Here is a 23,561-nt window from a genome sequence, read left to right as displayed (position 1 = left end):
TTATACCTCTTATCTTAATTCTTTAATTTCCTTAAATAACTCCCTAGAACCTTCTATGGCACTTTTGCTTCCCACAACGCAGATATTGTTTCTGTCTATTATCTTTTTAACCTTTGGTGCCAGATTTCTTATGTCCTCCGGTGTTGTTGCCAAAACCTTAAGTCTTGTTTTACAAAGGGACTCGTAGGGCACCCCTGCCATATAATTAGTAAATTCCCTTCCGCTTATATCAGCTGCATTTAGTGGTGTATCAAGAAGACTGATTGTGCCGATAATATACTTGCGCATTTCACGCTCATCCACGTTGAAATTTTCTATAAATTCAGGTGCCTTCTTATATACCTCAACTGACTCCTTAAGCTTCGGATCCCTGTATGAGCTAAAGAAACCGTCTCCTGTTTTTCCAATAACACAATTACATCCGTATGCTCCGCCTTTTTCTCTGATATTATTCCATAAATATTTATTTCTCATAATATTTCCCAGAACAAAAAAGCTTCCATCGTACTCTTCCTTCTCACCTTCGTCATTATAATTTCCTGCCATAGTTACATATTGAACCTGACCTGATGTTACAATGGCCTCGTTTTTCTGCTGTGGAACAAACTTCCAGCCGTCAAACTGCTCCTTAAAATCATCTGAACTGTCAAACATATTTTTCTTAAGGTCTACAGTATATTCTTTTACTTTTTCAAAGTTTTCGCCATCACCTGCAAAGTTAAGAATCATATTATCCTTAACAAACACTTTTTTCACAGTGTCATAAAGCATTGCTATAACTTTATCTTTTTTCTCATTAAAATTATCAACAATGTCACTTATAAACTCATAAAATGCCAGTCCGGCGATTTGGTCTCTTAAATAATATGCCTTTGAATAATATGACATTGCCCTAAGCCTTGCCACACTGTCACCACTGCTTACTATTCTTCTGTTCATTCTAAGTTTTAACTCTTCAAGTAATTCTTTAAGACGCTTCTCATTGTCAAACTTTGTTTTCAAAATTACTTCGTTAATGATTTCATATGCAATCTTAATATTCTCATTAAGAGCCTTGAAGTGAATTTCAGTGTTTAATTTAATTTTATTCTCACTTTGACTTACATATAAACCTGTGTCAAAGGCCAGACCACCTAAATTCAAATCTATATCCATATTTAATTCCATATAGTCTCTGTCTGTATCCATGTATGTCAAAAGATACTTCAAAAGACCAATGTATTGGTGGTACTTTTCAGGCATCCGTGAGCAGTCAAAGGCTATATCCACATATCCAATACCGTTAGTAAAAATATCACTGTGAAGCACCGTAATATTTTCCACCTGACTTTTTTTACTAATAAGAGGTCTCGGATTTTTATTAATGTCTGAAATCTCCAAAAGAGGAATAGTTTCTAATTCTTCCTGAGTAGATGGTGTCTTTTGAAACTCCTCTAATTCACGGGTTTCAGTAATTATCTTCTCAATCTCTTCCTTAGACAAACCTGCCTTTTTTGCCTGAAGACTTTCCATTAACCTAGATTCTTTTTCCTCTGTAAGCCCCTTTTTCGGTGCCAGAACCACTACAGAATGATGTGTATTATTTATAAGATATTTTGTAAGAAGTTCTTCAAAATAATTACCTTCAATATTCTTTCTTAACTCATCGAAAATTTTGTTTGTCTCTAAGTGAATAAATGGTTTCTCATCATCATAAATCCAGCTTGCCATAACATCCAGTCCCCACATAAGTCCCTTTGGAATGCTTCCAAAATCAGATTCCTTTGTGTCAAACTCAATGCTGTTAAGACCTGCAAGAAGTGTTGTTTTATCAATGCCATTTTCTACTATTTTCTCTAATGTGTCCTGAACTACCTGAAGGAACCTGTCCTTGTCATCCTTATTAGCACCCTTTACCACAATGCTGTATACAGGCTGAAGTATGTCGTCATCCATAGAGCCTGTCACTGCCTTTCCAATACCTGCATCTATAATTGCCTGTTTAAGAGGAGCTCCCTCTATATCCATTATTGCATATTTAAGTACCTTAAACGCCAGCATAAGTTTTGCGTCAAGGTTGTCTCCTATAACATAATTTGATGTAAGCATTGCACTTTCTTCTTCTATTTCATTATCGGAAATGGCATATTCCTTTACAATCTCATATGTTTTATCAAACGAACTTTGATGTTCAATACTAGAATCAATGTCCAATTTGTCATATTTCCCAAGATAATTTTCATCAATCCAGTCCAATCTTTCACTCATATCCATGTCGCCGTAGAGATAAATAAAGCTGTTTGACGGATGATAATATCTTCTATGGAAATCAAGATATTCCTCATAAGTAAGCTCCGGAATATGCTCTGGGTCGCCACCGGATTCATACTGATATGTTGTATCCGGGAACAATGATTGAGCTGTTACACGGGAAGCAATTCCGTCTATAGAGGAATACACACCCTTCATTTCATTGTAAACAATGCCGTTAATTTCTAAAGGCTCATTTTCGTCATTAAGCTCATAATGCCAGCCTTCCTGTTTGAAAATTTTATCTGTTTTATAAATATTTGGATTAAAAACCGCATCCATATATATGTGCATAAGATTTTTAAAATCCTTATCATTGTAGCTTGCCACCGGATATACCGTTCTGTCAGGATAAGTCATGGCATTAAGAAATGTATTAAGTGACCCCTTTACCAGTTCCATAAAAGGATCTCTTAAAGGGAAATTTTTTGAGCCACATAAAACCGTATGTTCTATAATATGAGGCACACCTGTGTCATTGTTTACCGGTGTTCTGAAGCCTATGTTAAAAACCTTGTTGTCATCCTCATTTGACAATAATACAATTCTCGCCCCGGTTTTTTTATGTTTTAAAAGCCATGCATCAGAATTAATTTCTTCAATATACTTATTTATCACTACTTCATATGCATCTTTTTCGTATATGGATTTATTTTTTTCAATAATATCTTTAACCATTCTTTTCTTACCTTTCATAAAAATATATAAGTCTCCCCCAAAATCATTAAAAACCTACAATATCTATATTACCATAATTTAACTTATCTATCCATAAGAAAAGCTGCTGCCTGATGATTTCATATCACCAAAGCAGCAGCTTTTTAAAACCTATTTAAAATTAATCAAAATATCTTACATATTTTTTCATTCTGTCTACAATTATTACTGCAACAATTATTTTAATTATATCAGGTATTATGTATGGGAATACGCAAAGTCCCAATGTTGCAACTAATCCGTTTTTCATTAAAATCATGAACCATATTGTTCCTATGGCAAAACATATTACATCTCCTACAAGCATTGCTAATGCGGTAACTGCGATTTTTGCCACTCCCTCTAATTTGTTAGCAGCTTTTTCAACAATTAATCCTGTAACAATTGCCGTAAATATAAATCCCACAATATATCCCCCTGTTGGTCCTGCTATAACTGACGGTCCTGATTTTACCTGACCTGCAAAAACCGGAACGCCTATAATTCCTAACAGTATGTAAACTATAACTGAGATTGTTCCTCTCTTTGACCCCAGCAATCCGGCAGTTACGAAAACTGCAAATGTCTGAAGGGTAAATGGAACCGGCTGAACCGGAACTCTTATCCATGAACATACTACTATTAAAGCCGTAAATATTGCTATTAAAACCATGTTTTGTGTTGAAAACAACTTTTCTTTTTGTGTCTGCATATTTTTATCCTCTCTTTTTTATTATTCAAACGTCACCATTTTATTTCATATAGCTCTATTTGTCAACCATTTTATTTTTTAGGTTCACATTTCTTTTCAGCTTTATTGTTTTTAAATTAATAAAATGCTATACTTAATGCATTACAACTTGCTTTTGGAGGCGAACATGAAGGTAAAAGATCAGGTATTAAAACAATTAGAAGATAATAAAGGAACTTATTTTTCAGGCAGTGAACTGGCAGCTGCATTAGGTGTCAGCAGAAATGCCGTATGGAAGGCAATTAAGTCCTTAGAGAAAAGTGGATACCGTATTTCTGCTGTTCCTAATAAAGGATATTGTCTTAACATGGATAATGACATTCTTTCATCCTGGAGCATAAAGCAGCATTTAAACCACGACGGCCTTAACATAACTGTATATGACACAATTTCGTCCACTAATGATGTTTTAAAGGAGCAGGCAGCTCAGGGGGCACCTCACGGAACCGTAATAATTTCTCAGGAACAGACTGCCGGAAAAGGGCGCATGGGAAAGAATTTTTATTCTCCATCAAAAACCGGAATATATTTAAGCATTTTAGTCCGCCCTGACATTCCGGCAGGGGAATCACTGTTTCTTACTACTTCTGCTGCCGTTGCCACTGCCAAAGCCATTGAAGATGTTTCAGATAAAAAAGCTGACATTAAATGGGTTAATGATATATATATATCTGATAAAAAAGTTTGTGGAATATTAACTGAAGCTTCCTTTAATATTGAAACGGGAAAATTAGATTATGCCATTGTAGGAATAGGAATTAACATTTGCTATCCTGACGGTGGATTTCCTGATAACATTAATGATATAGCCACTGCGGTTTTTGACAGCAATACCGATACGGTTAATAAAAGAAGTATCCTTATAGCCCATCTTTTGGATTATTTTATGGACTATTATGAAAATTTTGACAAAAAATCCTACGTGGATGAATACATTAAACGTTCCATGCTTATTGGACGAAGAATTTATATTGTAAACGGTGATGATAAAATACCTGTTACTGCCAAAGAAATCGACAGAGACTGCCGATTAAAGGTAGAATATGAAGATGGTAGCGAGAAATGGCTTTCATCTGGGGAAGTAAGCATTAAAATCAAATAAATCATCTACCTTTAAGGCTAAATACAAAAAACCGGTACGGATTTAATTACCTAAAACCATACCGGTAAAACTTTGGACCTTTTCTGTCAATAATATGCCCTACCATACAATAAGACACTTAGTATGAAATTAATATGTATACACTATAAATATATATAAGGTGTTAAAGATATAGAACTGTTGAATATAACAAAAGCCATAGGCTCTATATCAAGGAAGTATTTTTACACATTCTCCGACATAGCCTGTCGAAATGGCTGACAGAATACCGTCTAAGTTTCAATATGACAAATTAAAAAATAAAAGTATAATCCCTGGATACTTCCGGGAAATACCATAGCTCTTTTGACATAACGTCATGTTAACACGTCATCGTCAGAAAAATCCGGACTTGAAATTTAAATCCATATTTCCACCCCCTGTTCACAATATAACTGATAGGGCAATACACGCCTAAAACATAAGGAAGCATATGTACATTAGTATGTGAAATTATGTGCGCAAATCCATACCTGACATATGTTTTGAATAATACGTTGCCTGTGTTGCCTCATATCGTTATATGCATGTTAACATTTTGTATATGTGATGTCAATATATTTTGTGCTATTTTTATATTTTTTATGTTTATTTCATTGCGTAACCTCTCCGGTTATCATCCAAGGTGACGGCTGTGCAACAAAAATACTGTTTTTGTCTGTTTTTGAAACTGATATCTGCATTACTTCCGTAACATTAACTCCATGTTTTTTCATTAAGTATTTAATGTCTGCTAATATATCAAGTTCTAAGGTATAAACAATAATCTTAATGTTTGGATTAATTTTTAATAAGTTTACAATATCACTTTCAATATCCTGCTTTGTTGCTACTATAAATGCAATTCTTGGCACCGGAAGCTTCTCCAATGTTTCCACCTTTAAGTCAGAAACGATTTCAACATTGTGAACTCCAAACTTAGACGCATTCTCTTCCATGGAGCGAAGGGAACCTGCATCTCTTTCTGCTGCAATAATTACTCCTTCATATGCCACCATTGAAGCCTCTATTACTATACTTTCACCACTTACAATAAGGGCTGTGTCACTAACATCCAGCTCTAACTTATTCATAATAACAGACCTTATTTCGTGACCTACATATTTAACGGTACCTGATGAGAAGTTTTCATTTTTTATTCCAAAAATCATTGATTCTCTGGTATTTTCATTAACAATGAAAATAACCGTAGGACCTGACAACTCATCATCCATCATGTCGCTTACCTTACAGTGCTTCATTTCTCCAGGCTCATATCCCTTTCCAAAATACATTTCATAGTCGCCATAGCCTGCTTCCCAGCATTTATATAACATATTAGGATGAGTTTCATCAGCAAAAATTAAAATTCTCTTATGAGTTGCTATTGTTGCAAGAACATTTCTCCTTTTTCCGCAAGTATTAAGAAGCTTGATTTTTTCAGGTGTTACCCCCTGCATATCTGCAACATATTCCATCCATTTAAGCATCTGTGATGTAGAAAATTCCACACAGGATTTTTCTATATTATTATCCATTTTAGTATCCTCCTTGTCTCCGTTCAAACTTATAGAAATATTATATCACTAAATCAATGTGTAGCAAGAAAAAATATGCTATAATATGTAAATGATATATTTGAAAGGATTAAAAAAATGACAAAAAAACAGCTTGCTTTGGAAATTATTAATCGTTTAAAAAAGGAATATCCTGATGCCTCCTGTACCTTAGACTATAAGGATGCATGGAAGCTTTTAATAAGTGTCCGTCTTGCTGCCCAGTGCACTGATGAGCGGGTAAATAAAATCGTCCCTGATTTATATAAAAAATATCCTACTATTGATGCTATTGCTGAAGCCCCTGTAGAAGAAATAGAAAAAATAGTCCGTCCCTGTGGATTAGGGAAAAGTAAAGCCCGGGATATAAGTCTTTGCATGAAAATGTTGAGAGATGACTTTGATTGCAAGGTACCTGACAATATGGAGGATTTGTTGAAGCTTCCGGGAGTTGGCCGTAAAAGTGCTAATCTTATAATGGGTGATGTTTATGGGAAGCCTGCCATTGTTACAGATACCCATTGCATCCGACTTACCAACCGTATGGGATTAGTGGATGGAATAAAGGAACCGAAAAAAGTTGAAATGGCACTTTGGAAAATCATTCCCGGCGAAGAAGGCAGCGACTTTTGTCACCGTCTTGTGTATCATGGCAGGGAAGTATGTACTGCCAGAACCACTCCTCACTGCAACAGATGTTGCCTAAATGATATTTGTAAAAAAAGGATTTAACTTAAATGAAAACCGGTAAAGTATGTACATATCAAAAATATGTCACACCTTACCGGTTATTTTATTGATTAATTATTATTTTTATTGTTACTTTTTTAGGCTTGCTCCACTTACCTGAATAGCTCTTTCTGACAACAGTTTTTATGACTCTTGCCCTTATGTATAACACTTTTTTATTTTTAATCTTTTTGCTCTTTAAAGTAAACGAAACACTTTTAACAGTTTTCTTAGCTAAAACCTTTTTAAATTTCTTAGATGAAGAAATCTGTACCTGATATTTCTTTATACCTTTAATCTTCTTAAGAGAAATTTTAACTGTAGCAGCCTTTCTTTTCTTAATGATTCTCCTGCATTAAGAACCGGAATAGTCCATGTTACTGTATTTGTTTCTTCTGAGCATGCACCTCCCGAACCTGTAAGGGTAACCGTTGCGTTTTTTGGAATACTTACACCTGAAATGGTCTTTGTAGCTGAATCACCATTACTTCCCGTCATGGATATCTGATATGTCTGAGGGCTGGTAACTTCTGCTGCCTGACTTGTATCCGCCCCTGAAATAATTCCTCCATCAGTAGATGATGTAAGCTTTAATCCATTGTTTTTATTTACAATATTTCCCAATAAATACTGGTCATAAACATCCCAGTATGATCCAACGTTAAATGACTGTATTTCATTATTTGCATCAAAGAAAACTTCTGCATTTGCCGGAATATTTCCCGGTTCCTTTGCAGTTTCGGCTTTTACATTCGTAGGATTTACAAATGTAGGAAAGCTAATTCCTGAAAACGTAAAAGCTGTAGCCATTACGACCGCTGTTGCTTTTTTTTAGAACTTTTCTCACTTTCATTATCCCTTTCCTCCTAATAAATTTAAATAACTTATTTTCTCATAAAACTCCATACTGACGCATAAGTTCCATTCTTTTCTTTCCCATTGCTATACTGTCTATTTCTTTAGAATATCTGCTTTGTGTTCTTCTCTGTTTCAAATACCTTATTATTCTGTGACAATACGCAACCGGCAATAAATAACTTCTCTTTTGCAAATACTGATATTTCTGCTTCATATATGACTTAGACGGAAATAAAGAGCTTTTTATGGAAAGCCGTACTTTTTTATTTTTCTCTGAAAATCCTTTATTTGCAGCACTTATGGTGATTTTTGAGCTATGTATCCTTCCCATACTGCTTTTACCAAAAGTTCCTGAATCAAGCATATCCACTAAAAGATTTTCACTGTCTGCCACAATTAACTGTCTGTCTTTTAAAGGAATCTCGCTGCTGTTAAAGCCTAAATATCTGTCACCTATATCAAATAAATTGATAAGGAATCTATATAATCTGTTTTCCTGTGCCACAGTTTCCACATAATCCCAATTAATTAAGGAATTATATTTTTGGACAAATATCAGCAAATCGCACAGCTGACGTACTCCAAAACCACAATATATAAAATGTTTGTAACTATGACTTAGTAAAAACAGAAAATGATCTGTTTCATTAAGAGTCCATACCCATCCTGTTCCCGTCTCTCTCTTCTCCGCCTTATCCACTGCTTTTTTAAATCTGTTATTAAGACCTTTAAAAGCGTTATTGTCAGATGGCAACAAGCCAGTATGTATCTCTATTCTTACTTTCGTAATCGAATTATAATAAGCTACTTCATATGGAATCTTCTTTTTGTCCATATTCTCCACGTCATTTTCACATATAAAGCCTTCTTTTTTTAAGATTTCATGGCATTTCATAAAATCTTCTTTATCAATAAGCAAATCTTCATCATTTGAATATCTACAATCCGGCTTAGGATAAAGATTTCTAAGAACAATTCCCTTAACCACCACCGGTTTAATTTCATTTTGTAATAACTTTTTATAAATTTCAAAGAAAAAGCTTGTCCTCTGAGTCTGGGATATCATAAGCAAAATGGTTTGTCTTTTATAAGGTGCAATCTCTTTTTGAAATCTTTCGTAGCTGTTGGTACCGGCAATAAAATCGCACACAATAGGAAGCATACTCTGTTCCCTTGCCATATTTAATACTTCAATAAGCTGCTCTTTTTTATTAATATTTATCTCTATGTTTTCACCATCTGTCCCAAGGGCTCCTTTAACGGCATCCATAAAGATTTTACTATCAGGACTTATCATGTGACACCTCTTTTAAACTCTCTTATACCTTAACAAATAAAATATCACACCAAAGGGGTATGCCATTAACGCAACAATCTTGTTGTGTGCTTTCTTTATTACATCCTTCTCCCCTGCAATTCCTGCTACTGAAATATATCTTATATAATCAAAAAATAACGACCTAAATGTATCATCACTATTTATTTTCTGATTAACATATAACAGATAACCCTTTGGATTATCTTTAATAAGTTTTGACATATTAAATGTATACCCATCCATCTGATATCTGTGTACACACAACGTTCTGTTTAATACCACAAGTTTTCCGTCCCTGTCTATTAAATTATATAAGTATGCCTCGGGTACAAATTTTTCCTTTTGAATTTTAGGAAACTGATACTTCTTAACTTCTGTTGTTCTAAATACCAGCATAGCCTCCCCTTTTAAGCCAAACTTCCTGTATGCCTCCCCTAAAGTAGTCTCAACGTAGCCATCACTTGCTTTTTCTTTCTCAATGTAATACCTGTCATTAAAAGCTTTTTCTCCAGGCTTTTTATCATGTTTTATTTTGATATACCCCGGCAGTTGTTTAACCTTCATTTCCCTTTTTATATCTTTGAACTGAACTTTTTTCTGTGACATAATACCTACAATGTTTTCATTCAGTTTAACTTTTTCCCAACATTTAAGTACCATTTCAATGGCATTTGGGGTAATAACATCATTTGAATCAAGACACATAAATATTTCTGTTGTTGTCATTTCCACAGCCTTGTTATGAGCCATAGACTTTCCTAAGTTGTCCTGCTTCAAATATTCTATCTTTATTTCATTTTCCAGCTGCCACTTTTTTATAAGTTTCTCAGTGCTATCAGTGGAGCCATCATCAACAACAAGCCACACAAAATCTTTGCACGTCTGTTTTTTTAATGAGCAATATAATCTTTTAATTATATTTCCACGATTATATGTAGGTGTAAAAACCGTAATACTCTCCATTGTTTTCTCCAGTCTGCTAATGATACTGAATCTACTTTTTAATTAACTTTTCACGTGGTTTAATCCGGTATAAGTTTAACGTCAAACTTTCTTATTTATCTGATATTACCACCGGTGAAAAAAAAAAGTAAAGTTTTATGATATAATTTGTCTTTATGCAACATTTTTATTTTTTAATTTCCTCAAAATTTGTCTTATTTATCCTGTAAACCCTCTCACAAATATCCAAAACACTTGGTCTGTGGGTTGTTACAATACATATTTTCTTGCTGTCCTTTTTTATTATATTTTTAAGAACCTTTTCCTCGGTATCCACATCCAATGCAGAAGTAGCTTCATCTAACAGTATTACCGGTGCATCTCTGAGAACTGCACGGGCTATTGAAATTCGCTGTGCCTGACCTTCTGAAAGTCCCTGCCCGTTTTCACCGATTATGGTATTTATGCCCTCCGGCAGTTTTTTTACGAAATCATAGGCGCAGGCAGTTTTAAGAGCTACTATTATTTCTTTGTCTGTTGCATCATTTTTAACCATTCTCATATTCTTGGCAATGGTATCGGCAAAAATTGTATTGCCCTGAGGTACATACGAAAACATTTCCCTTGTAGCAGCGGAGAGAGCACATTCATTTCCTAAATTATCCCTCATAACACTTTTTCCGGATTGTGGATTTATAAGTCCTAAAATTATTCGCATTATAGTTGTTTTTCCCTCTCCTGAAGGACCTACTATTGCCACAATATTTCCTGACTTTGCCAAAAGGTTTACATTAGATAAAACCTTTTCACCACCCTTATACGTAAAATCAATATTTTCTATTCTGATTTCCAATCCCTTAGAACTGTTTTCCTTTATTTTTTGTGCAGTTTCTTCCTCAATCACCGGCTCCGGCTTAATTTCAGATACTGACATAATTCTTCCTGCACTGGTGGTAGCTGATACCGCCTGAGGAACTAATGATATTAAAGAAGAAAACGAGGAGGACAAACTGTTTGCCAGCTGTATAAACAATGTAAGGGTTCCAAATATAATGGCACCCTTCCACAATCTGTATACTCCCCAGCCTAAACATCCGTAAGATACCAACATTCCCGTAAAAGATAAGAGACTTGTGGCGGTTATGGACATTTTGTTGTAATCCATCATTAAATCCTTATATTTTTGCTGTACATTTCTCATCCCTTTTTCAAAAAAATCCACTATTCCAAAACATTTAATTGTCTGTATATTCTGAAAAGAATCTTCCTGATATGTAATGACTTCACTGCTTGCTTTTCTAAGTTCCTGACTGTATTTTCTCATTTTTGACAAAATCACCCTGGACATTAGCACTGAAACCGGTGCGCTAAGTAATGCAATAACTGCCATAGTAGGGTCATAATATAAAATAATAACCAACGCTCCTAAAAACTGTGCTCCCTTGGTAATAAGACTGGGAAACCAGCTGATAACACTGTCTGAAACAGTTTTCACATCTCCTGTAAGCCTGTTTATTAAGTCACCGCTTCTATATTCATACAGCGATTCCCAATCAGCTTCCATTACCCTGTCGTAAATTTCTGCCTGAATTTCATTATATACTTTGGTACTGATTAAAACCGTTGCCCTGCTGGTTATGGCATTTAACACGATATTTCCCATACCCATGGCAATCATCAGGGAAACAACCCATCCTATTGCCTTTGTATCGTACCCTGTTACAATGTCAATCAGGTATTTACTCATTACACTTCCTGCTAATCCCATAACAGTTGCCAAAACACCTAACACACAATAAAGTAAAATTGCTCCCCAATAGTGTTTCGCGTATTTCAGCATCCATTTTGCTTCATCTTTTACCTGAGATATATTATGTTTTTTCATTAATCTCTCCTTAACATTTATAAGACAGGCGAATGCAATTTATCTGTTAATAACCGTACCTGTTCTCTTATTTATATAATACATTTTTCCTTTAATTCTATGTCTTCCCTTTGTGTACTTCTTTCCTGTTTTGCTAAAAAGGTATGTTTTTACACTGTCACTGTAAGCCTGATTTCTTATTACGGAACCATCTCCCTTTGTCAAATATCTGTATCCCTTTACCTTAATCCAACCAGTTCTTAAAGCACCGTTACTTCCTGACAGATAATATTTCTTTTTGCCCACTGAAATAAAACCTTTTCTCATTTTTCCGTTGTTCTTGCTAAAATAATACCATTTACTGTTATGCTTTACCCAGCCTTTTACTTTCCTACCATCTTCCGTAACATAATATGTGGCACCATTTTCCTTTACAAACTTTCCCTTGTTTTGAATAGGGTTTAAACCATAATATGATACAATGGCATTGGCATCTGCCACACCTAACATTTCTCTTTTTGCCTTGGTGCTAAAAAACTTTTCACAGTCTGATTTGCTGGTAACAAATCCATGTTCAATAATTATGCTTGGGATTTTAGTTTTTACTCCGTTTCTTACTATGGAATAATAGTCTGCCCTGGCACCGTTACCGTAATACATGTCATCTGCCTTTCTCAGTAAAAGTCCCAGATTCTTTATGCCCAAATCCTTTAAATTAGCCAAAACCTGTCTGCCTAATGCCTGAGTTTCAATTCGCACATTATCATTGTATCCAGACCTATATGCCGGAAGAATCATGGCTCCGTTTCTGTGAGGATTATCATCTGCATTAATATGCATACTAACTAGAAAGTCAGCATCTAAACGCAATGCATAATTATTTCTTGCCACAAGACAATCCCCTAACTTAAGGGCACTGCAGCATCTTCCTGTATTCCTTGTCATATATACATTTATATTTTCATATTTATTTAATTCATCCCTGCAGGCATTTGCTATGTCAAGAACTACTTTTTCTTCCCTTAATCCGTTTGCCTTTGCTCCTGTATGTACACTACAATGTCCCGGGTCTAAAACCACTGTTTTAGATTTAGATGGAGATATTTTAGAAATAATACTTTCCTTTGGTATCTTAGAATTATTTTCCGGATTTTTGGTAGTCTCTTCCGGAATAACTGCTGTAGTTTCCTCTGCTGTTCCTCTTTCTGTTTCATTTGCATATGCAGTATATGTATTTTGAACTCCTCCATAAATAGCTGTTATTGCAGCTACAAGCGCTATTGTTTTTACTAACTTTCTCATTTTAGCCTTATCTCTCCTGTAATTTAATACCATTTTTCAGTCTATAATAATCTTTGCGAATTAAAGCACCATTAATAACGTACCGGCACCTATTAATACACATCCTATTGCTGATTCACTAACATAAATTATGTTTACAGTGTTTTAAGTATAACAAAAATGTCAACATAATTAAACCCGGAAGAACAAGAATAATGTCTTTTCTTCCGGGTTTTTGCATTTATTTGGTTATCTTAACTTTTTTAACTGCCGACCATTTGCCAGCATTCTTGCCATTTATTCCCCTTACCCTGAAATAATATGTCTTTTTCCTAGTAAGTTTTTTTACAGTCACTTTTAATTTAGAGGATGTTATTGTCTTTGTTTTATACTTCTTTGCCTTAGAAAACTTTTTATTTAAAGAATACTGAATCTGATATTTCTTTGCATTGCTTGCTTTCTTCCAGCTAAGAGTTACTGTCTTTTTCTTTGAATTTTTCGCACTGCTGATTTTTGCCTGACCGATTTTCTTTACAGCCGGCTTTGGTGCTGTTCCTTTTGTAAGAACCAGTTTTTCCAAATTAACAGTGTAGAAATATGAATAATATTCTCCCTTAATCTTTTGCTGTAAATCCTTTGGCAATTCTAATATTTCTTTCTTGCCCGGTACTAAAATGGCAGCCTTGCCTAATATACTGTCATCTACTATTTTAAATACGGTATATTTTATGACTCCATCAGGATGGTCATCGTCAATGTAATGTACGGTATATACACCATAGTCTTTATTATCAGAAGTGCTGTGATACATTTGCAGGTAAACCTCACTAAACAGGTCCATAAGTACCACTCCCTTAAACTGATCTATCTCCCCATCACTGTCTAATACCGTTTCATATCCTTTAGTTTCAGGCTTAATATTCTCCTGACCTTTTATAGGCTTTGCAATTAAATAAGTTTTCCCTGCCTCAATTTCTTTATTTTCCAATATTTCATACATGGAATAATAGCCTGTTTTTTCCATGTTATCATCATACTTTGCATTGCCACCATAATATTTTCCGTCTTTTTTAAACTTATCAAGCCATGCTCCTTCTGAAACATCATATGCCTTAACATTTTCCGGAATCACATGTTTTTCTTTATCCTGCTTAACATTAACCTTTTCTGAAGTCTTTCCCTTTATAGCTATGGCTTTTGTCTTATCACCATTTGAAGCCCCAATTGTTTCTATTACAGGATATCCTTTTTGTGAATACATTTCCATGTCCACGGTGCTCTCTATTGTAAGAATTCCCTTTGTTCCCTCGGCACGCATATTAATCGCTGTTTCCTGTAATTTCTGCTTATTTACCACAAGTTTTCCATCTCCTGAAATAGTAAGATTTCCACCATATCCGTCTCCCCAAATAAAGATTGACCTTACTTCATTTTCACCTTTTACGTTAATTTTAAAATCATCACCCATAATATTGGCAACTAGGTTGTACTCTTTCATTTTTACATTATTTAGTGTAAGAGTGTTGTTTTTTTCATTATATGTCACACCATTTACCTTTTCCACCTTAGCCTGTGCAAAATTGGCAAATATAAACTTGTCGGTCTTTTCCGAAATCAATCTTAAATATGACGGCAACTCTCCCTTACCCGGTCCATTGGCTCCTAACACCATCTGAGGCATCATTGTAATCAACAATGCAAGACTTAATAATAAACTTATAACTTTTTCTTTCATAACAAATACTCCTTTCACGTATGTAATATTTTTTGTTTTCGAGGACCGGTTAAATCCGGCACTCCCACCTGTATTTGTATGAATAATATCCCATAAAGTTTACTTTTTTTTAAGTTTACATATGTCTCAAATCGTTATTTTATGGCATTTTTTTGTTATTTCCACTCATAATAAAACTGAATCAGACCCACTCTGGATTTGGTACCTGTTTTCTCATTTAAGTTGGCAATATGCCTGTACAATGCTGCTCTTGAAATATATAATTCTCCTGCTATATCCTGTACACTTTTGTCGGACGTAAGAAGTTTCATCATCACCTCTTTTTCCCTTGGTGTTAAGGAAAATGTTTCTGAGAATTTTATAAATTTGTCTTTTAAATCTTCCTCCTGAGTCTCTATAGACTCTATATCCTGTCTTATGCCATTATGCATATAGTATATGAATATTGATAAACTTATTAACACAAACATAACCAATGCTACAATGCTATTAACAAAAACGCTTTTTGTTTCAAACAAATTGATGGATAATGTTCCTATAATGGCAGCACATAAATTGTTTACACCACGTCCAAGACCTGCCCAAAGTTCCATTTTTTTCATATGGAAAGACAGTTCAATAAATGCCGTAGTAAAAAATACTGCGAAAAACCCTGCTGACAGATAAAATACTATAAGACCTACCATGAATCTGCCCCCTGTCATTATAACTAATACGCAAATAGTAGATAACAGAGTCACACAGTACATAATAATACTCATATACCGTCTTTTTCCCATATCAAATAAAATACCTGCCAAAATTCCACTTACTGCCAGCAATAGTCTTGGCAGCTGTCCTATGTCAACCTTTCCTGTGGAATGGAATAATGTAACCACATTATCAAGGGTAGAAAATATACATGCCATGAACAACACCTGAAAAATCAGGGTTATAGCTGCAACTTTTGGTCTTTTGAGTATATCCTGATTTTGCCCCGTTGCTGACACAATATCTTCCGGCTTTTTTAAAGCATAACTTAAAATAACAGCCAGCCATATTATCATCATTACTGACAATACAACAGCCTCTGCCCTGTCATTGTTTATAAGATTGTTATTAATGAACTGAAGGTACAAACCTATGGCATATGAAAAACCAATAGTCTTTGCCAGACTGCCATCTTTAAACAGATTAATTGCCACAAGGTAATGGGTTAAACTGCCTATAATTCCTAACAACACAAAAATAAGGCACCCGGCAATTAATATTAAAACATATGAAAAATGCATAACTATTATCAATACACCGCCAATATACCCTGCTACTGCCAATATGCTTCCTATGTATGGCACCTTACTCTTCACACAGCCTTTAATAAAAGGGAATATGATAAATCCCAATACGCTGGCTCCTAATATGTAACTTTGTGCAATTACCACACCTTTAGAATCAGTTACATATTTCATCATGTTGTCAAACAGATACTCTGTTCCTAAAAATATAAAATTAAATAATGCCAATATAATAACGGCATAAACTCTTTTTTTATTATTAATTATTTCTCTCATTTTTTATCCTGACTTTGCTAATTACTTGATAATAGGTTAGCATAAATTAAGATAAAAAGAAATGCCGGCTACCAAAATGATAACCGACATTGTTTTATTCTTATTTAATTTTACTGTTTACCACTTCCGGCAAATATCTTATTTATAAACACATTTTGAAAATATTTACAACATCTTCTTTTGCAAGAGGTTTAAATGCATATGCCAGTCCTCCCAGCCTTACTGCCTTTTCAGCCATTACTTCAAAATGACTTTCATCAATTCCAATATCAATAAAACTGCTCTTTAATCCTAATGTTTCAAAAAGGAATTTTTCCATCATTTCAATACCTTTGTTTGCAATTTCCATTGGTGGGAGATTTTCGTCAACTCCAAATACATTTACCGCAAAATCCACATATTTTGACACTGTAGTTTCGTCAAAACAATATTTCATCCAACGTGGTGTAAGTATTGCCAGACCTAAACCATGAGTTATGTCATATATTGCTGAGAGTTCATGCTCCATTGGATGACAACTCCACGCCTGACGCTTGCCACCATCTACAAATCCGTTTATTGCCCATGAGGATGTCCACAATAGGAAGATACTACTTAACGTCTGTTTTCTGCTCTAATATATCCCATGCATCTCCGTCATAAAAAGCTGCCGCTCCAATGTATTTTGTGCAGTCAATTACAGAACCGCCACCATATGCAAGCAGTACCTTTTTTCCGTACTTACTTAATTCTTCACCTAAATGACCTAGCTGATTTTCTCCAAAATACACCTTAGTAGGTATGTCGTATACAAAATTATTCATATGAAACCTCCTCCTTATTTTTTCCTCTTAATGTGAATTTCCGGTATTGCTACATTATCATATGTGATGTACCCGTCCTTGTCTGTTTTGTCGTCCTTTTCTTCTTCCTTTATTTCTCCTGTATGGATTTCAGGAACTGCAAGGTTTTCACTTTCCACCTCATAATCACCACGTTTTTTTCTTATTTTTTTTATGAGCATTTTTATACCTCCCGAATATACATTTTCTATAAAAAGTTAATGAAGAATGTAACTACTAAACTGTTTAAGAAATCGGCGAATAAACTTCCTACCAATGGAACTAACAGATACGCCTTAACTGATGGCTCGTATTTCTCACACAATGCCTGCATATTTGCCATGGCATTAGGGGTGGCACCCATTCCAAAGCCACATACACCTGAGGATAATACTGCTGCATCATAGTCTTTTCCCATTACATTAAACACTACAAAATATGTGAAGAACAATATAAGAAGTGTCTGTCCTGCCAATAAAATCACCAGTGGAAGTGCCAGTTCTGCTAACTGCCAGATTTTAAGGGTAATCATTGCCATGCCTAAAAACAGTGAAAGGCTTATACCACCAATGTCATTTATTTCACCCATATATATGGTAAATTTTCCTGAATATTCTCCTATATTACGAATGCAGGCTGCAACAATCATTGCACCTATATATATTGGAAAAGTCATTCCTGTAAGGGACAAAAGCTCTGACACAATGGTACCTATTCCAATGGCAATGATAATCTGGAAAACTGCTGAAGGGTACATACTTGTGTGTCTCTCGTGCTTCTTCTCTTCTTCCACCAACAAGCTGTCATCTTCCTGAACAACTGTATCTAACAGCTTTTTCTTTTCTATTAAACGTCTTCCTACAGGACCACCCATTACGCTTCCTGCAATTAAACCAAATGTAGCTCCTGCGGTACATAACGTAGTGGCTCCGCCAATTCCAAAGTCTTCCAAAACCGGGCCAAAGGCTCCTGCCGTACCATGTCCTCCAACCATTGGAATTGAGCCTGTACACAATCCCACTAACGGACTTATGTTTAGCAATTTTGAAAGTCCTACTGCCAGAAAATTCTGGGATACAATTAAGGTAATAACCAATCCAAGAAATACAATCATTGCTTTTCCGCCACTTCTCAAAACCTTTAGATTTGCCTGAAAGCCTACAGATGTAAAGAAAAATACCATGCATACTTCCTTTAAAATATCGTCAAAGGTAAACTCCGCCACTCCTGTTACATAGCATATACATGTAAATACTGCAAATATTACGCCACCAATAACCGGTGCCGGAATACAAAATCTTTCTAAAAAATTAACTCTCTTTTTTAAAAATTTTCCCAACATCAGAACAAGGACAGCAACTGCCATTGTCTGATACATATCCAATTCTATCTTCATATCAGCTGTTAATTATTTCCTTTCTCTATTTTAACGTCAATGCCGCATTCTTTGTAATATTCTGCAGCACCTTTGTGAAATGGAATTGAAATTCCTTCCACAGCAGTTTTTTCATCTAAGGAAATATCCACCGGCAGTGCCAGCTGAATTTCTTCCTTCTTATCAAAAAGAATTTTAGTTATATCCTTAACTGTTTTGTCTGATAATTTATCACTTGCCAGAAGAAGTGCTTTAACAGCAACCGTTTTAACATCCTGCTTTTGTCCATTGTATGTGCCTGCCGGAATAGTATATATGTTGTATGATTTGTAAGCTGACTCAAGTTTTTTGATACTTTCATCATCTAATGACAATAGTTCAATATCACACTGCTTCGCCAGTTCACTGATTACTGTAGTGGCTGTTCCTGCTGTACAGAAAAATGCATCAATTTCCATATCTTTTAACTTGTCTGCTGCACTGGTATAATCTAACTGAACTGTTTTTACTAATCTGTCTGTAAGTCCGTAAGCCTGTAAAATCTGTTTTGCACTTTGTTCTGTTCCTGATTCCTTTTCTCCTATGCTGATATTCTTTCCCTGAAGGTCATTTACCGATTTGATGTTTGAATCCTTCCTTACAACAATCTGACATGCCTCGTCATATAATGTTGCAATGGCACTGTATCCACGGTATTTATCGCCACCTGCGAAATTGCCTTCGCCGTAGTACGCATCATTTGTCATATCATTCTGGGCAATTGCCATTTGCAGATAGCCCTTTGATAAAAGTCGGAGATTCGCCGCCGAACCGGCTGTGGTTTTTACCTGCATATCATAGCCGTTGTCCGCCTCACTCACTACTCCTGCGAAAATATCGCTAAATACATGGTATGCACCGCCGATTCCTGCCGCACCCAATCTAATACTACTACTGTCAGCACTGCACCCTGTAAGGGCAAATATCATTATAAATAAAATTATTAGTCTGTTTCTCACTAGAACACCTCGCTATGTTTTCTTGTTATTATGTATTTTATCATATAATTTGGATAAGACAAAGGGGAATGGTGGAAAGTGGGTGGGGACCAAAATTACTCTATAAAAAAATGAGATATTACCTTATAAATTTTTAGCAACATCTCATTCATATAAATTCCATTATTTATTTTTATATTGTTTCATATAGTAAATCGATTTCGTCAATTTCTTTTTTTAATCTATCTGAAATTTCATTATTAATGAATTCCTGCTTTATCTTTGCAATAAAATGTAAATCTGTAAACAAGTGTGTAATAGTGTTCAATAGACTTCCTATGTCAAGATTTTTAGGATTACGAGTTATAGCTGTATTAATAATTGTACTTGTGGATGCAATAGAATTTGAAATCAAAAGTATTTTTCGCGTTCTCACCTCAAATAAATCCTTATCCTCATTTTCTTTTCTAAACAAACCATGTGCTAAAGTGATAATAATATCAAACAACTTCATATTCTTCTTGTTCTTAACATAATCTCCCCTTTCCTAATCCTCCTATTTATTGATATTTAATCTTACCCATATATTACAATATACACACATTGTACCAAATCAGGGTGGCAGATTATGTCAACCTAACAAAAAAATTGGAATTAAAGGTAATTACTCCGATTTATAATTTCAAAGCTGATGATAACTAATTTTTCTTATTTTGAATATTAATAAACATTTTAACCTTGGAGAGGGTTTAAGCTAGCCTAAACCTTTATATTCCATACTTTTCCAAATCTACTTTACCCTCTACCACTTCCACTCCGTCTTCCATCAATCTCTTTGCCTGTTCATTTTCTCCACCAAAAGCAAAGGCTCCTGAAAGTTCTCCTTTGGAATTGACAACTCTAAAGCATGGGATATTTTCAGGGTCCGGATTTTTGTGCAATGCATTTCCTACGGCTCTTGCCATCTTTGGCTCCCCTGCCATTTCCGCAATCCTTCCATAGGTTGCCACATGCCCTTTAGGAATTTTCTTAACAGCTTCGTACATTCTTTTTGTTGGACTGTCAGTAATAATGTCGTAACTTTCGGCTATCATTCTTTTTACATCCTCATCAGGTACATTTCCATCAAGAATTATGGTATTCCAATGTTCTTTATTCTGATGATATCCCGCCACAACTGATTTATATGTCTGTCTCCAGAAATCTCTCCATTGCGGGTCAACCTTCACATTTAAATTAATAACTCCGTCTTTCTCATAAATCCAAAGAAATGCTTTTCTGCTTCCTTTTATTCTTATTAATTGCCAATTAGTATCCTTAAATGGGGTGTCCAAATATGTATTTTCAAATGTTAATCCATAAGATATTGCTTCCTGTCTTGTTTTCATAATCTTATCTGTGCTCCTTTTCATAGATGTTGTCTACACATCCACTATTTCTTTTACCACATGGATATAAACCCGATTTTCTACAGCAGTGTTTCAGTCCATTCTGTTTCCTTAAATCCAATTAACACCTCATTACCATCAACAAGCAATGGACGTTTTACTAACATTCCGTTTGTTGACAATAATTTTAATTGTTCATCCTCACTCATTGTCGGCAGTTTATCCTTAAGTTTCATTTCCTTATAAAGCAATCCACTGGTATTGAAAAATTTCTTTAAGGGTAAGCCACTTTCAGAAAACCACTTTTTTAACTCATCATATGACGGATTATTTTCTACAATATGACGTTCCGTGTACTCTATGTTATGCTCATCTAACCATTTTTCTGCCTTTTTACACGTTGAACATTTTGGATAACATATAAATAACCTTTGTTTTGTTTGCATAATTTCATCCTTTCCACACCAATTATTCCCATACATCTCACGACTTCCCCAGTCTTCCCGACTAATGCAATTATCCTTCTACATAAAGAGTGTGTACATATGGTAAGCTAATTATAAGTGCTTCATTATTTTTATAGAATTATATCATTCTTCGCCATTTATTGCCACAACTGTAAATACCGCCTTTTTCTGCTTTTCAGTCAGTGGTTTTAACATTCTCACTTCAAGCATTCTTTCAACTATAAAAGGAATATTTTCTCCCCATGTAAATGAGTTGCTATTATTGTATCTTACAAGTTTTTCCAAATGTTTGGGATATTTATGCCGGTTTGCCTTGTAGAATGTGCACTTTTTGTTTTCATTAATATAGTGTGTGGAATAAGAAAATAGGTTGGGTAGAAGTTACATTTAATCCTCTTTTTCCCTTAAATCTTCAATTAATTTGAACACTTCCGGATGTCTTTTTTTCAAATGTTCATCAAGAATATGCCTTCTTTCCTTAAATCTCTCTGCCATTTCAGGATGCTCATCCCTGATTCTTATATGTATTTCTTCTCTATGCTTTTCAAAACGTTCAGCAATGGTCTTTTCATCTTTTCCTGAAATATTAACAATCTCTTTTAGGTGTTCTTCCAGATGTTCTAACCACTCGTCCTCATCAAAAGCATCCATATGTGACCAGCTTCCGTGGAATAATTTTTCCATGTCTCCTGTTTTCTTTAACTGCTGAATCTGTAGGACAATTTGTTTTTCAATTTGTTCCTCACTTTCAGCACCATATGCCCAGACGAACTCCTGAACCTTATTGTCAGCTCTTTTTCTTGAAGCACTTCTTTCCACATTTTCCACACCGCCTTCTAAAGGATATGGTCTACCAATTCCCATGTCCTTCAAAGCAATATGGATAGTTCTTCTGACTCTTCCGTCTTCAATCATATAGCCCAGTCCCAGTTTTCTAAGCTGCTCGTTAATACTGGCAATATGCTCCGTCATATAAAATCCAATCCCCTTCTCTTCAAGGGACTTGTAAAGCATTGCCAGCCTGTCTGCCGCAGTTATGTCAATACTTCCAACACCACCTGCATCAAGAATTACTGCTTTAGTATCAGATTTAATGCTGTCTTCAATGTCACGCTGTAACACCTGAATATTTCCAAAAAACAGATTACTGCTAAATCTATAAATTACAACGCCTTCAATTGCGTGTATCTGGCTTCCTTCCTTCAAATCCCTAAAATGTCTGTGTCCCGGCTGTATTCCAAGAAAACATCTTGAAGGTTTTGAAGTCCTTATAATCATTTCCGTAAAAGAAAGAATTATGCCGATTAAAACTCCATTTATTGTTCCAAGTAAAAGCACGCCGAAAAAAGCTCCCATAAAAATTAAAAATTCAGTTCTGCTTACTTTCCACAATCTTACTGCCAGGTCAAACTCAGTTGCACCCATAAGTGCCGAAATAACTATTGCCGTCAAAATAGGAATAGGAAGATATCCGATAAATCCGGTTCCACAAAGAAGCAACACTATCATAGAAAGTCCTGCCACAATACCTGTAAGCTGAGTTTTTGCCTGATATTGTTCACCCATTGCCGTACGGGAAACTGAACCGTTAATAGGGCAACATCCTGTAAAAGCAGCCATAAAATTACCTAGGGAAAATGCAAAAATCTCCTGATTATCATTTATTCTGTAATTATTTTTTTGAGCAAAACTATTCTCTGCCAACAAAGTTTCAGCCATAATTACTACTGCCACCGACAAACTGATAGTAATAGTCTGCTGAATTGGAATAGCCGAGAAATCAGGAATACTCCACTTTGGAAGTCCCGGCTCTACTGCATTTAAAGTCTTAATTCCCCAATCTC

20 protein-coding genes and 1 pseudogene are annotated in these 23,561 nt (G+C 35.0%); 2 read left to right on the top strand and 19 right to left on the bottom strand.

What is annotated here, in order from left to right; genetic code table 11:
• Positions 1–9: 9 nt before the first annotated feature.
• Positions 10–2,985: an insulinase family protein gene (locus Q5O73_RS03630; RefSeq protein ID WP_186840653.1), complete on the bottom strand. Its 2,976-nt coding sequence runs from the start codon at positions 2,983–2,985 to the stop codon at positions 10–12.
• Between the two features lie 142 nt (positions 2,986–3,127).
• A complete protein-coding gene (locus Q5O73_RS03625; protein ID WP_021952486.1) occupies positions 3,128–3,697 on the bottom strand; it encodes a biotin transporter BioY in 570 nt (189 codons plus the stop codon).
• A 166-nt stretch (positions 3,698–3,863) separates the two neighbouring features.
• On the opposite strand from Q5O73_RS03625, the gene Q5O73_RS03620 reads away from it, so the two are divergent.
• Complete coding sequence (locus tag Q5O73_RS03620; RefSeq protein WP_021952487.1) at positions 3,864–4,838, top strand: biotin--[acetyl-CoA-carboxylase] ligase; 975 nt, start codon at positions 3,864–3,866, stop codon at positions 4,836–4,838.
• Positions 4,839–5,470: 632 nt separating this feature from the next.
• On the opposite strand, the gene Q5O73_RS03615 is transcribed toward Q5O73_RS03620, so the two are convergent.
• Positions 5,471–6,394, bottom strand: a complete 924-nt coding sequence (locus Q5O73_RS03615; protein WP_186840651.1) for a Precorrin-6B methylase 2 — start codon at positions 6,392–6,394, stop codon at positions 5,471–5,473.
• Between the two features lie 117 nt (positions 6,395–6,511).
• On the opposite strand from Q5O73_RS03615, the gene nth reads away from it, so the two are divergent.
• Entirely contained in the window at positions 6,512–7,144 is a 633-nt protein-coding gene (gene nth, locus Q5O73_RS03610; protein ID WP_186840650.1) for an endonuclease III, read from the top strand.
• A 282-nt stretch (positions 7,145–7,426) separates the two neighbouring features.
• On the opposite strand, the gene Q5O73_RS03605 is transcribed toward nth, so the two are convergent.
• The 16 genes and pseudogenes from Q5O73_RS03605 to Q5O73_RS03530 form a co-directional block, all read right to left on the bottom strand.
• Positions 7,427–7,951: a hypothetical protein gene (locus Q5O73_RS03605; RefSeq protein WP_186840649.1), complete on the bottom strand. Its 525-nt coding sequence runs from the start codon at positions 7,949–7,951 to the stop codon at positions 7,427–7,429.
• 82 nt (positions 7,952–8,033) lie between these two features.
• Complete coding sequence (locus tag Q5O73_RS03600) at positions 8,034–9,296, bottom strand: nucleotidyltransferase family protein (protein WP_186840648.1); 1,263 nt, start codon at positions 9,294–9,296, stop codon at positions 8,034–8,036.
• A gap of 12 nt (positions 9,297–9,308) precedes the next feature.
• Complete coding sequence (locus Q5O73_RS03595) at positions 9,309–10,280, bottom strand: glycosyltransferase family A protein (RefSeq protein ID WP_186840647.1); 972 nt, start codon at positions 10,278–10,280, stop codon at positions 9,309–9,311.
• A gap of 166 nt (positions 10,281–10,446) precedes the next feature.
• On the bottom strand, positions 10,447–12,144 hold the full coding sequence (locus Q5O73_RS03590) for an ABC transporter ATP-binding protein (protein ID WP_186840646.1): 1,698 nt from the start codon (positions 12,142–12,144) through the stop codon (positions 10,447–10,449).
• A 39-nt stretch (positions 12,145–12,183) separates the two neighbouring features.
• Complete coding sequence (locus Q5O73_RS03585; RefSeq protein ID WP_186840645.1) at positions 12,184–13,425, bottom strand: N-acetylmuramoyl-L-alanine amidase; 1,242 nt, start codon at positions 13,423–13,425, stop codon at positions 12,184–12,186.
• Positions 13,426–13,645: 220 nt separating this feature from the next.
• The gene (locus Q5O73_RS03580; RefSeq protein WP_186840644.1) at positions 13,646–15,139 is read right to left on the bottom strand and encodes a fibronectin type III domain-containing protein; all 1,494 of its coding nucleotides are present in this window, start codon (positions 15,137–15,139) and stop codon (positions 13,646–13,648) included.
• A 155-nt stretch (positions 15,140–15,294) separates the two neighbouring features.
• Positions 15,295–16,689, bottom strand: a complete 1,395-nt coding sequence (locus Q5O73_RS03575; RefSeq protein ID WP_186840643.1) for a LuxR family transcriptional regulator — start codon at positions 16,687–16,689, stop codon at positions 15,295–15,297.
• 142 nt (positions 16,690–16,831) lie between these two features.
• Positions 16,832–17,492 (bottom strand): annotated as a pseudogene (locus Q5O73_RS03570) (iron-containing alcohol dehydrogenase).
• A gap of 14 nt (positions 17,493–17,506) precedes the next feature.
• A complete protein-coding gene (locus Q5O73_RS03565; RefSeq protein ID WP_021952498.1) occupies positions 17,507–17,692 on the bottom strand; it encodes a hypothetical protein in 186 nt (61 codons plus the stop codon).
• A gap of 26 nt (positions 17,693–17,718) precedes the next feature.
• Positions 17,719–18,906 carry a sodium/glutamate symporter gene (gene gltS / locus Q5O73_RS03560; RefSeq protein WP_186840642.1) on the bottom strand — a complete coding sequence of 396 codons (1,188 nt, stop codon included), beginning with the start codon at positions 18,904–18,906 and terminating at the stop codon, positions 17,719–17,721.
• 8 nt (positions 18,907–18,914) lie between these two features.
• Positions 18,915–19,883, bottom strand: a complete 969-nt coding sequence (locus tag Q5O73_RS03555) for a TAXI family TRAP transporter solute-binding subunit (protein WP_021952500.1) — start codon at positions 19,881–19,883, stop codon at positions 18,915–18,917.
• 172 nt (positions 19,884–20,055) lie between these two features.
• Entirely contained in the window at positions 20,056–20,376 is a 321-nt protein-coding gene (locus Q5O73_RS03550; protein ID WP_186840641.1) for a hypothetical protein, read from the bottom strand.
• Between the two features lie 253 nt (positions 20,377–20,629).
• On the bottom strand, positions 20,630–21,274 hold the full coding sequence (locus Q5O73_RS03545) for a methylated-DNA--[protein]-cysteine S-methyltransferase (protein ID WP_368076740.1): 645 nt from the start codon (positions 21,272–21,274) through the stop codon (positions 20,630–20,632).
• A 56-nt stretch (positions 21,275–21,330) separates the two neighbouring features.
• On the bottom strand, positions 21,331–21,696 hold the full coding sequence (locus tag Q5O73_RS03540; RefSeq protein ID WP_186840640.1) for an arsenate reductase family protein: 366 nt from the start codon (positions 21,694–21,696) through the stop codon (positions 21,331–21,333).
• Positions 21,697–21,840: 144 nt separating this feature from the next.
• Positions 21,841–22,002: a hypothetical protein gene (locus tag Q5O73_RS03535; protein ID WP_302669048.1), complete on the bottom strand. Its 162-nt coding sequence runs from the start codon at positions 22,000–22,002 to the stop codon at positions 21,841–21,843.
• A gap of 102 nt (positions 22,003–22,104) precedes the next feature.
• Positions 22,105–23,561, bottom strand: a 1,457-nt coding sequence (locus tag Q5O73_RS03530; RefSeq protein WP_302669047.1) for a SulP family inorganic anion transporter, incomplete at its 5' end; no start/stop codon positions are given.

It is taken from the genome of Eubacterium sp. AF15-50 (genome assembly GCF_934835595.1).
GTDB lineage: Bacteria > Bacillota > Clostridia > Lachnospirales > Lachnospiraceae > Eubacterium_G > Eubacterium_G segne.
The sequence above is the reverse complement of the archived record's forward strand: the minus strand, read 5'-3'. Positions and strand labels throughout refer to the sequence as shown.

Bases quoted from the DNA above. Each gene is read 5' to 3' on its own strand.
- Q5O73_RS03630 (WP_186840653.1), bottom strand. From the start codon at position 2,985: ATGAAAGGTAAGAAAAGAATGGTTAAAGATATTATTGAAAAAAATAAA.
- Q5O73_RS03625 (WP_021952486.1), bottom strand. From the start codon at position 3,697: ATGCAGACACAAAAAGAAAAGTTGTTTTCAACACAAAACATGGTTTTA.
- Q5O73_RS03620 (WP_021952487.1), top strand. From the start codon at position 3,864: ATGAAGGTAAAAGATCAGGTATTAAAACAATTAGAAGATAATAAAGGA.
- Q5O73_RS03615 (WP_186840651.1), bottom strand. From the start codon at position 6,394: ATGGATAATAATATAGAAAAATCCTGTGTGGAATTTTCTACATCACAG.
- nth (WP_186840650.1), top strand. From the start codon at position 6,512: ATGACAAAAAAACAGCTTGCTTTGGAAATTATTAATCGTTTAAAAAAG.
- Q5O73_RS03605 (WP_186840649.1), bottom strand. From the start codon at position 7,951: ATGGCTACAGCTTTTACGTTTTCAGGAATTAGCTTTCCTACATTTGTA.
- Q5O73_RS03600 (WP_186840648.1), bottom strand. From the start codon at position 9,296: ATGATAAGTCCTGATAGTAAAATCTTTATGGATGCCGTTAAAGGAGCC.
- Q5O73_RS03595 (WP_186840647.1), bottom strand. From the start codon at position 10,280: ATGGAGAGTATTACGGTTTTTACACCTACATATAATCGTGGAAATATA.
- Q5O73_RS03590 (WP_186840646.1), bottom strand. From the start codon at position 12,144: ATGAAAAAACATAATATATCTCAGGTAAAAGATGAAGCAAAATGGATG.
- Q5O73_RS03585 (WP_186840645.1), bottom strand. From the start codon at position 13,425: ATGAGAAAGTTAGTAAAAACAATAGCGCTTGTAGCTGCAATAACAGCT.
- Q5O73_RS03580 (WP_186840644.1), bottom strand. From the start codon at position 15,139: ATGAAAGAAAAAGTTATAAGTTTATTATTAAGTCTTGCATTGTTGATT.
- Q5O73_RS03575 (WP_186840643.1), bottom strand. From the start codon at position 16,689: ATGAGAGAAATAATTAATAATAAAAAAAGAGTTTATGCCGTTATTATA.
- Q5O73_RS03565 (WP_021952498.1), bottom strand. From the start codon at position 17,692: ATGCTCATAAAAAAAATAAGAAAAAAACGTGGTGATTATGAGGTGGAA.
- gltS (WP_186840642.1), bottom strand. From the start codon at position 18,906: ATGAAGATAGAATTGGATATGTATCAGACAATGGCAGTTGCTGTCCTT.
- Q5O73_RS03550 (WP_186840641.1), bottom strand. From the start codon at position 20,376: ATGAAGTTGTTTGATATTATTATCACTTTAGCACATGGTTTGTTTAGA.
- Q5O73_RS03545 (WP_368076740.1), bottom strand. From the start codon at position 21,274: ATGAAAAGGAGCACAGATAAGATTATGAAAACAAGACAGGAAGCAATA.
- Q5O73_RS03540 (WP_186840640.1), bottom strand. From the start codon at position 21,696: ATGCAAACAAAACAAAGGTTATTTATATGTTATCCAAAATGTTCAACG.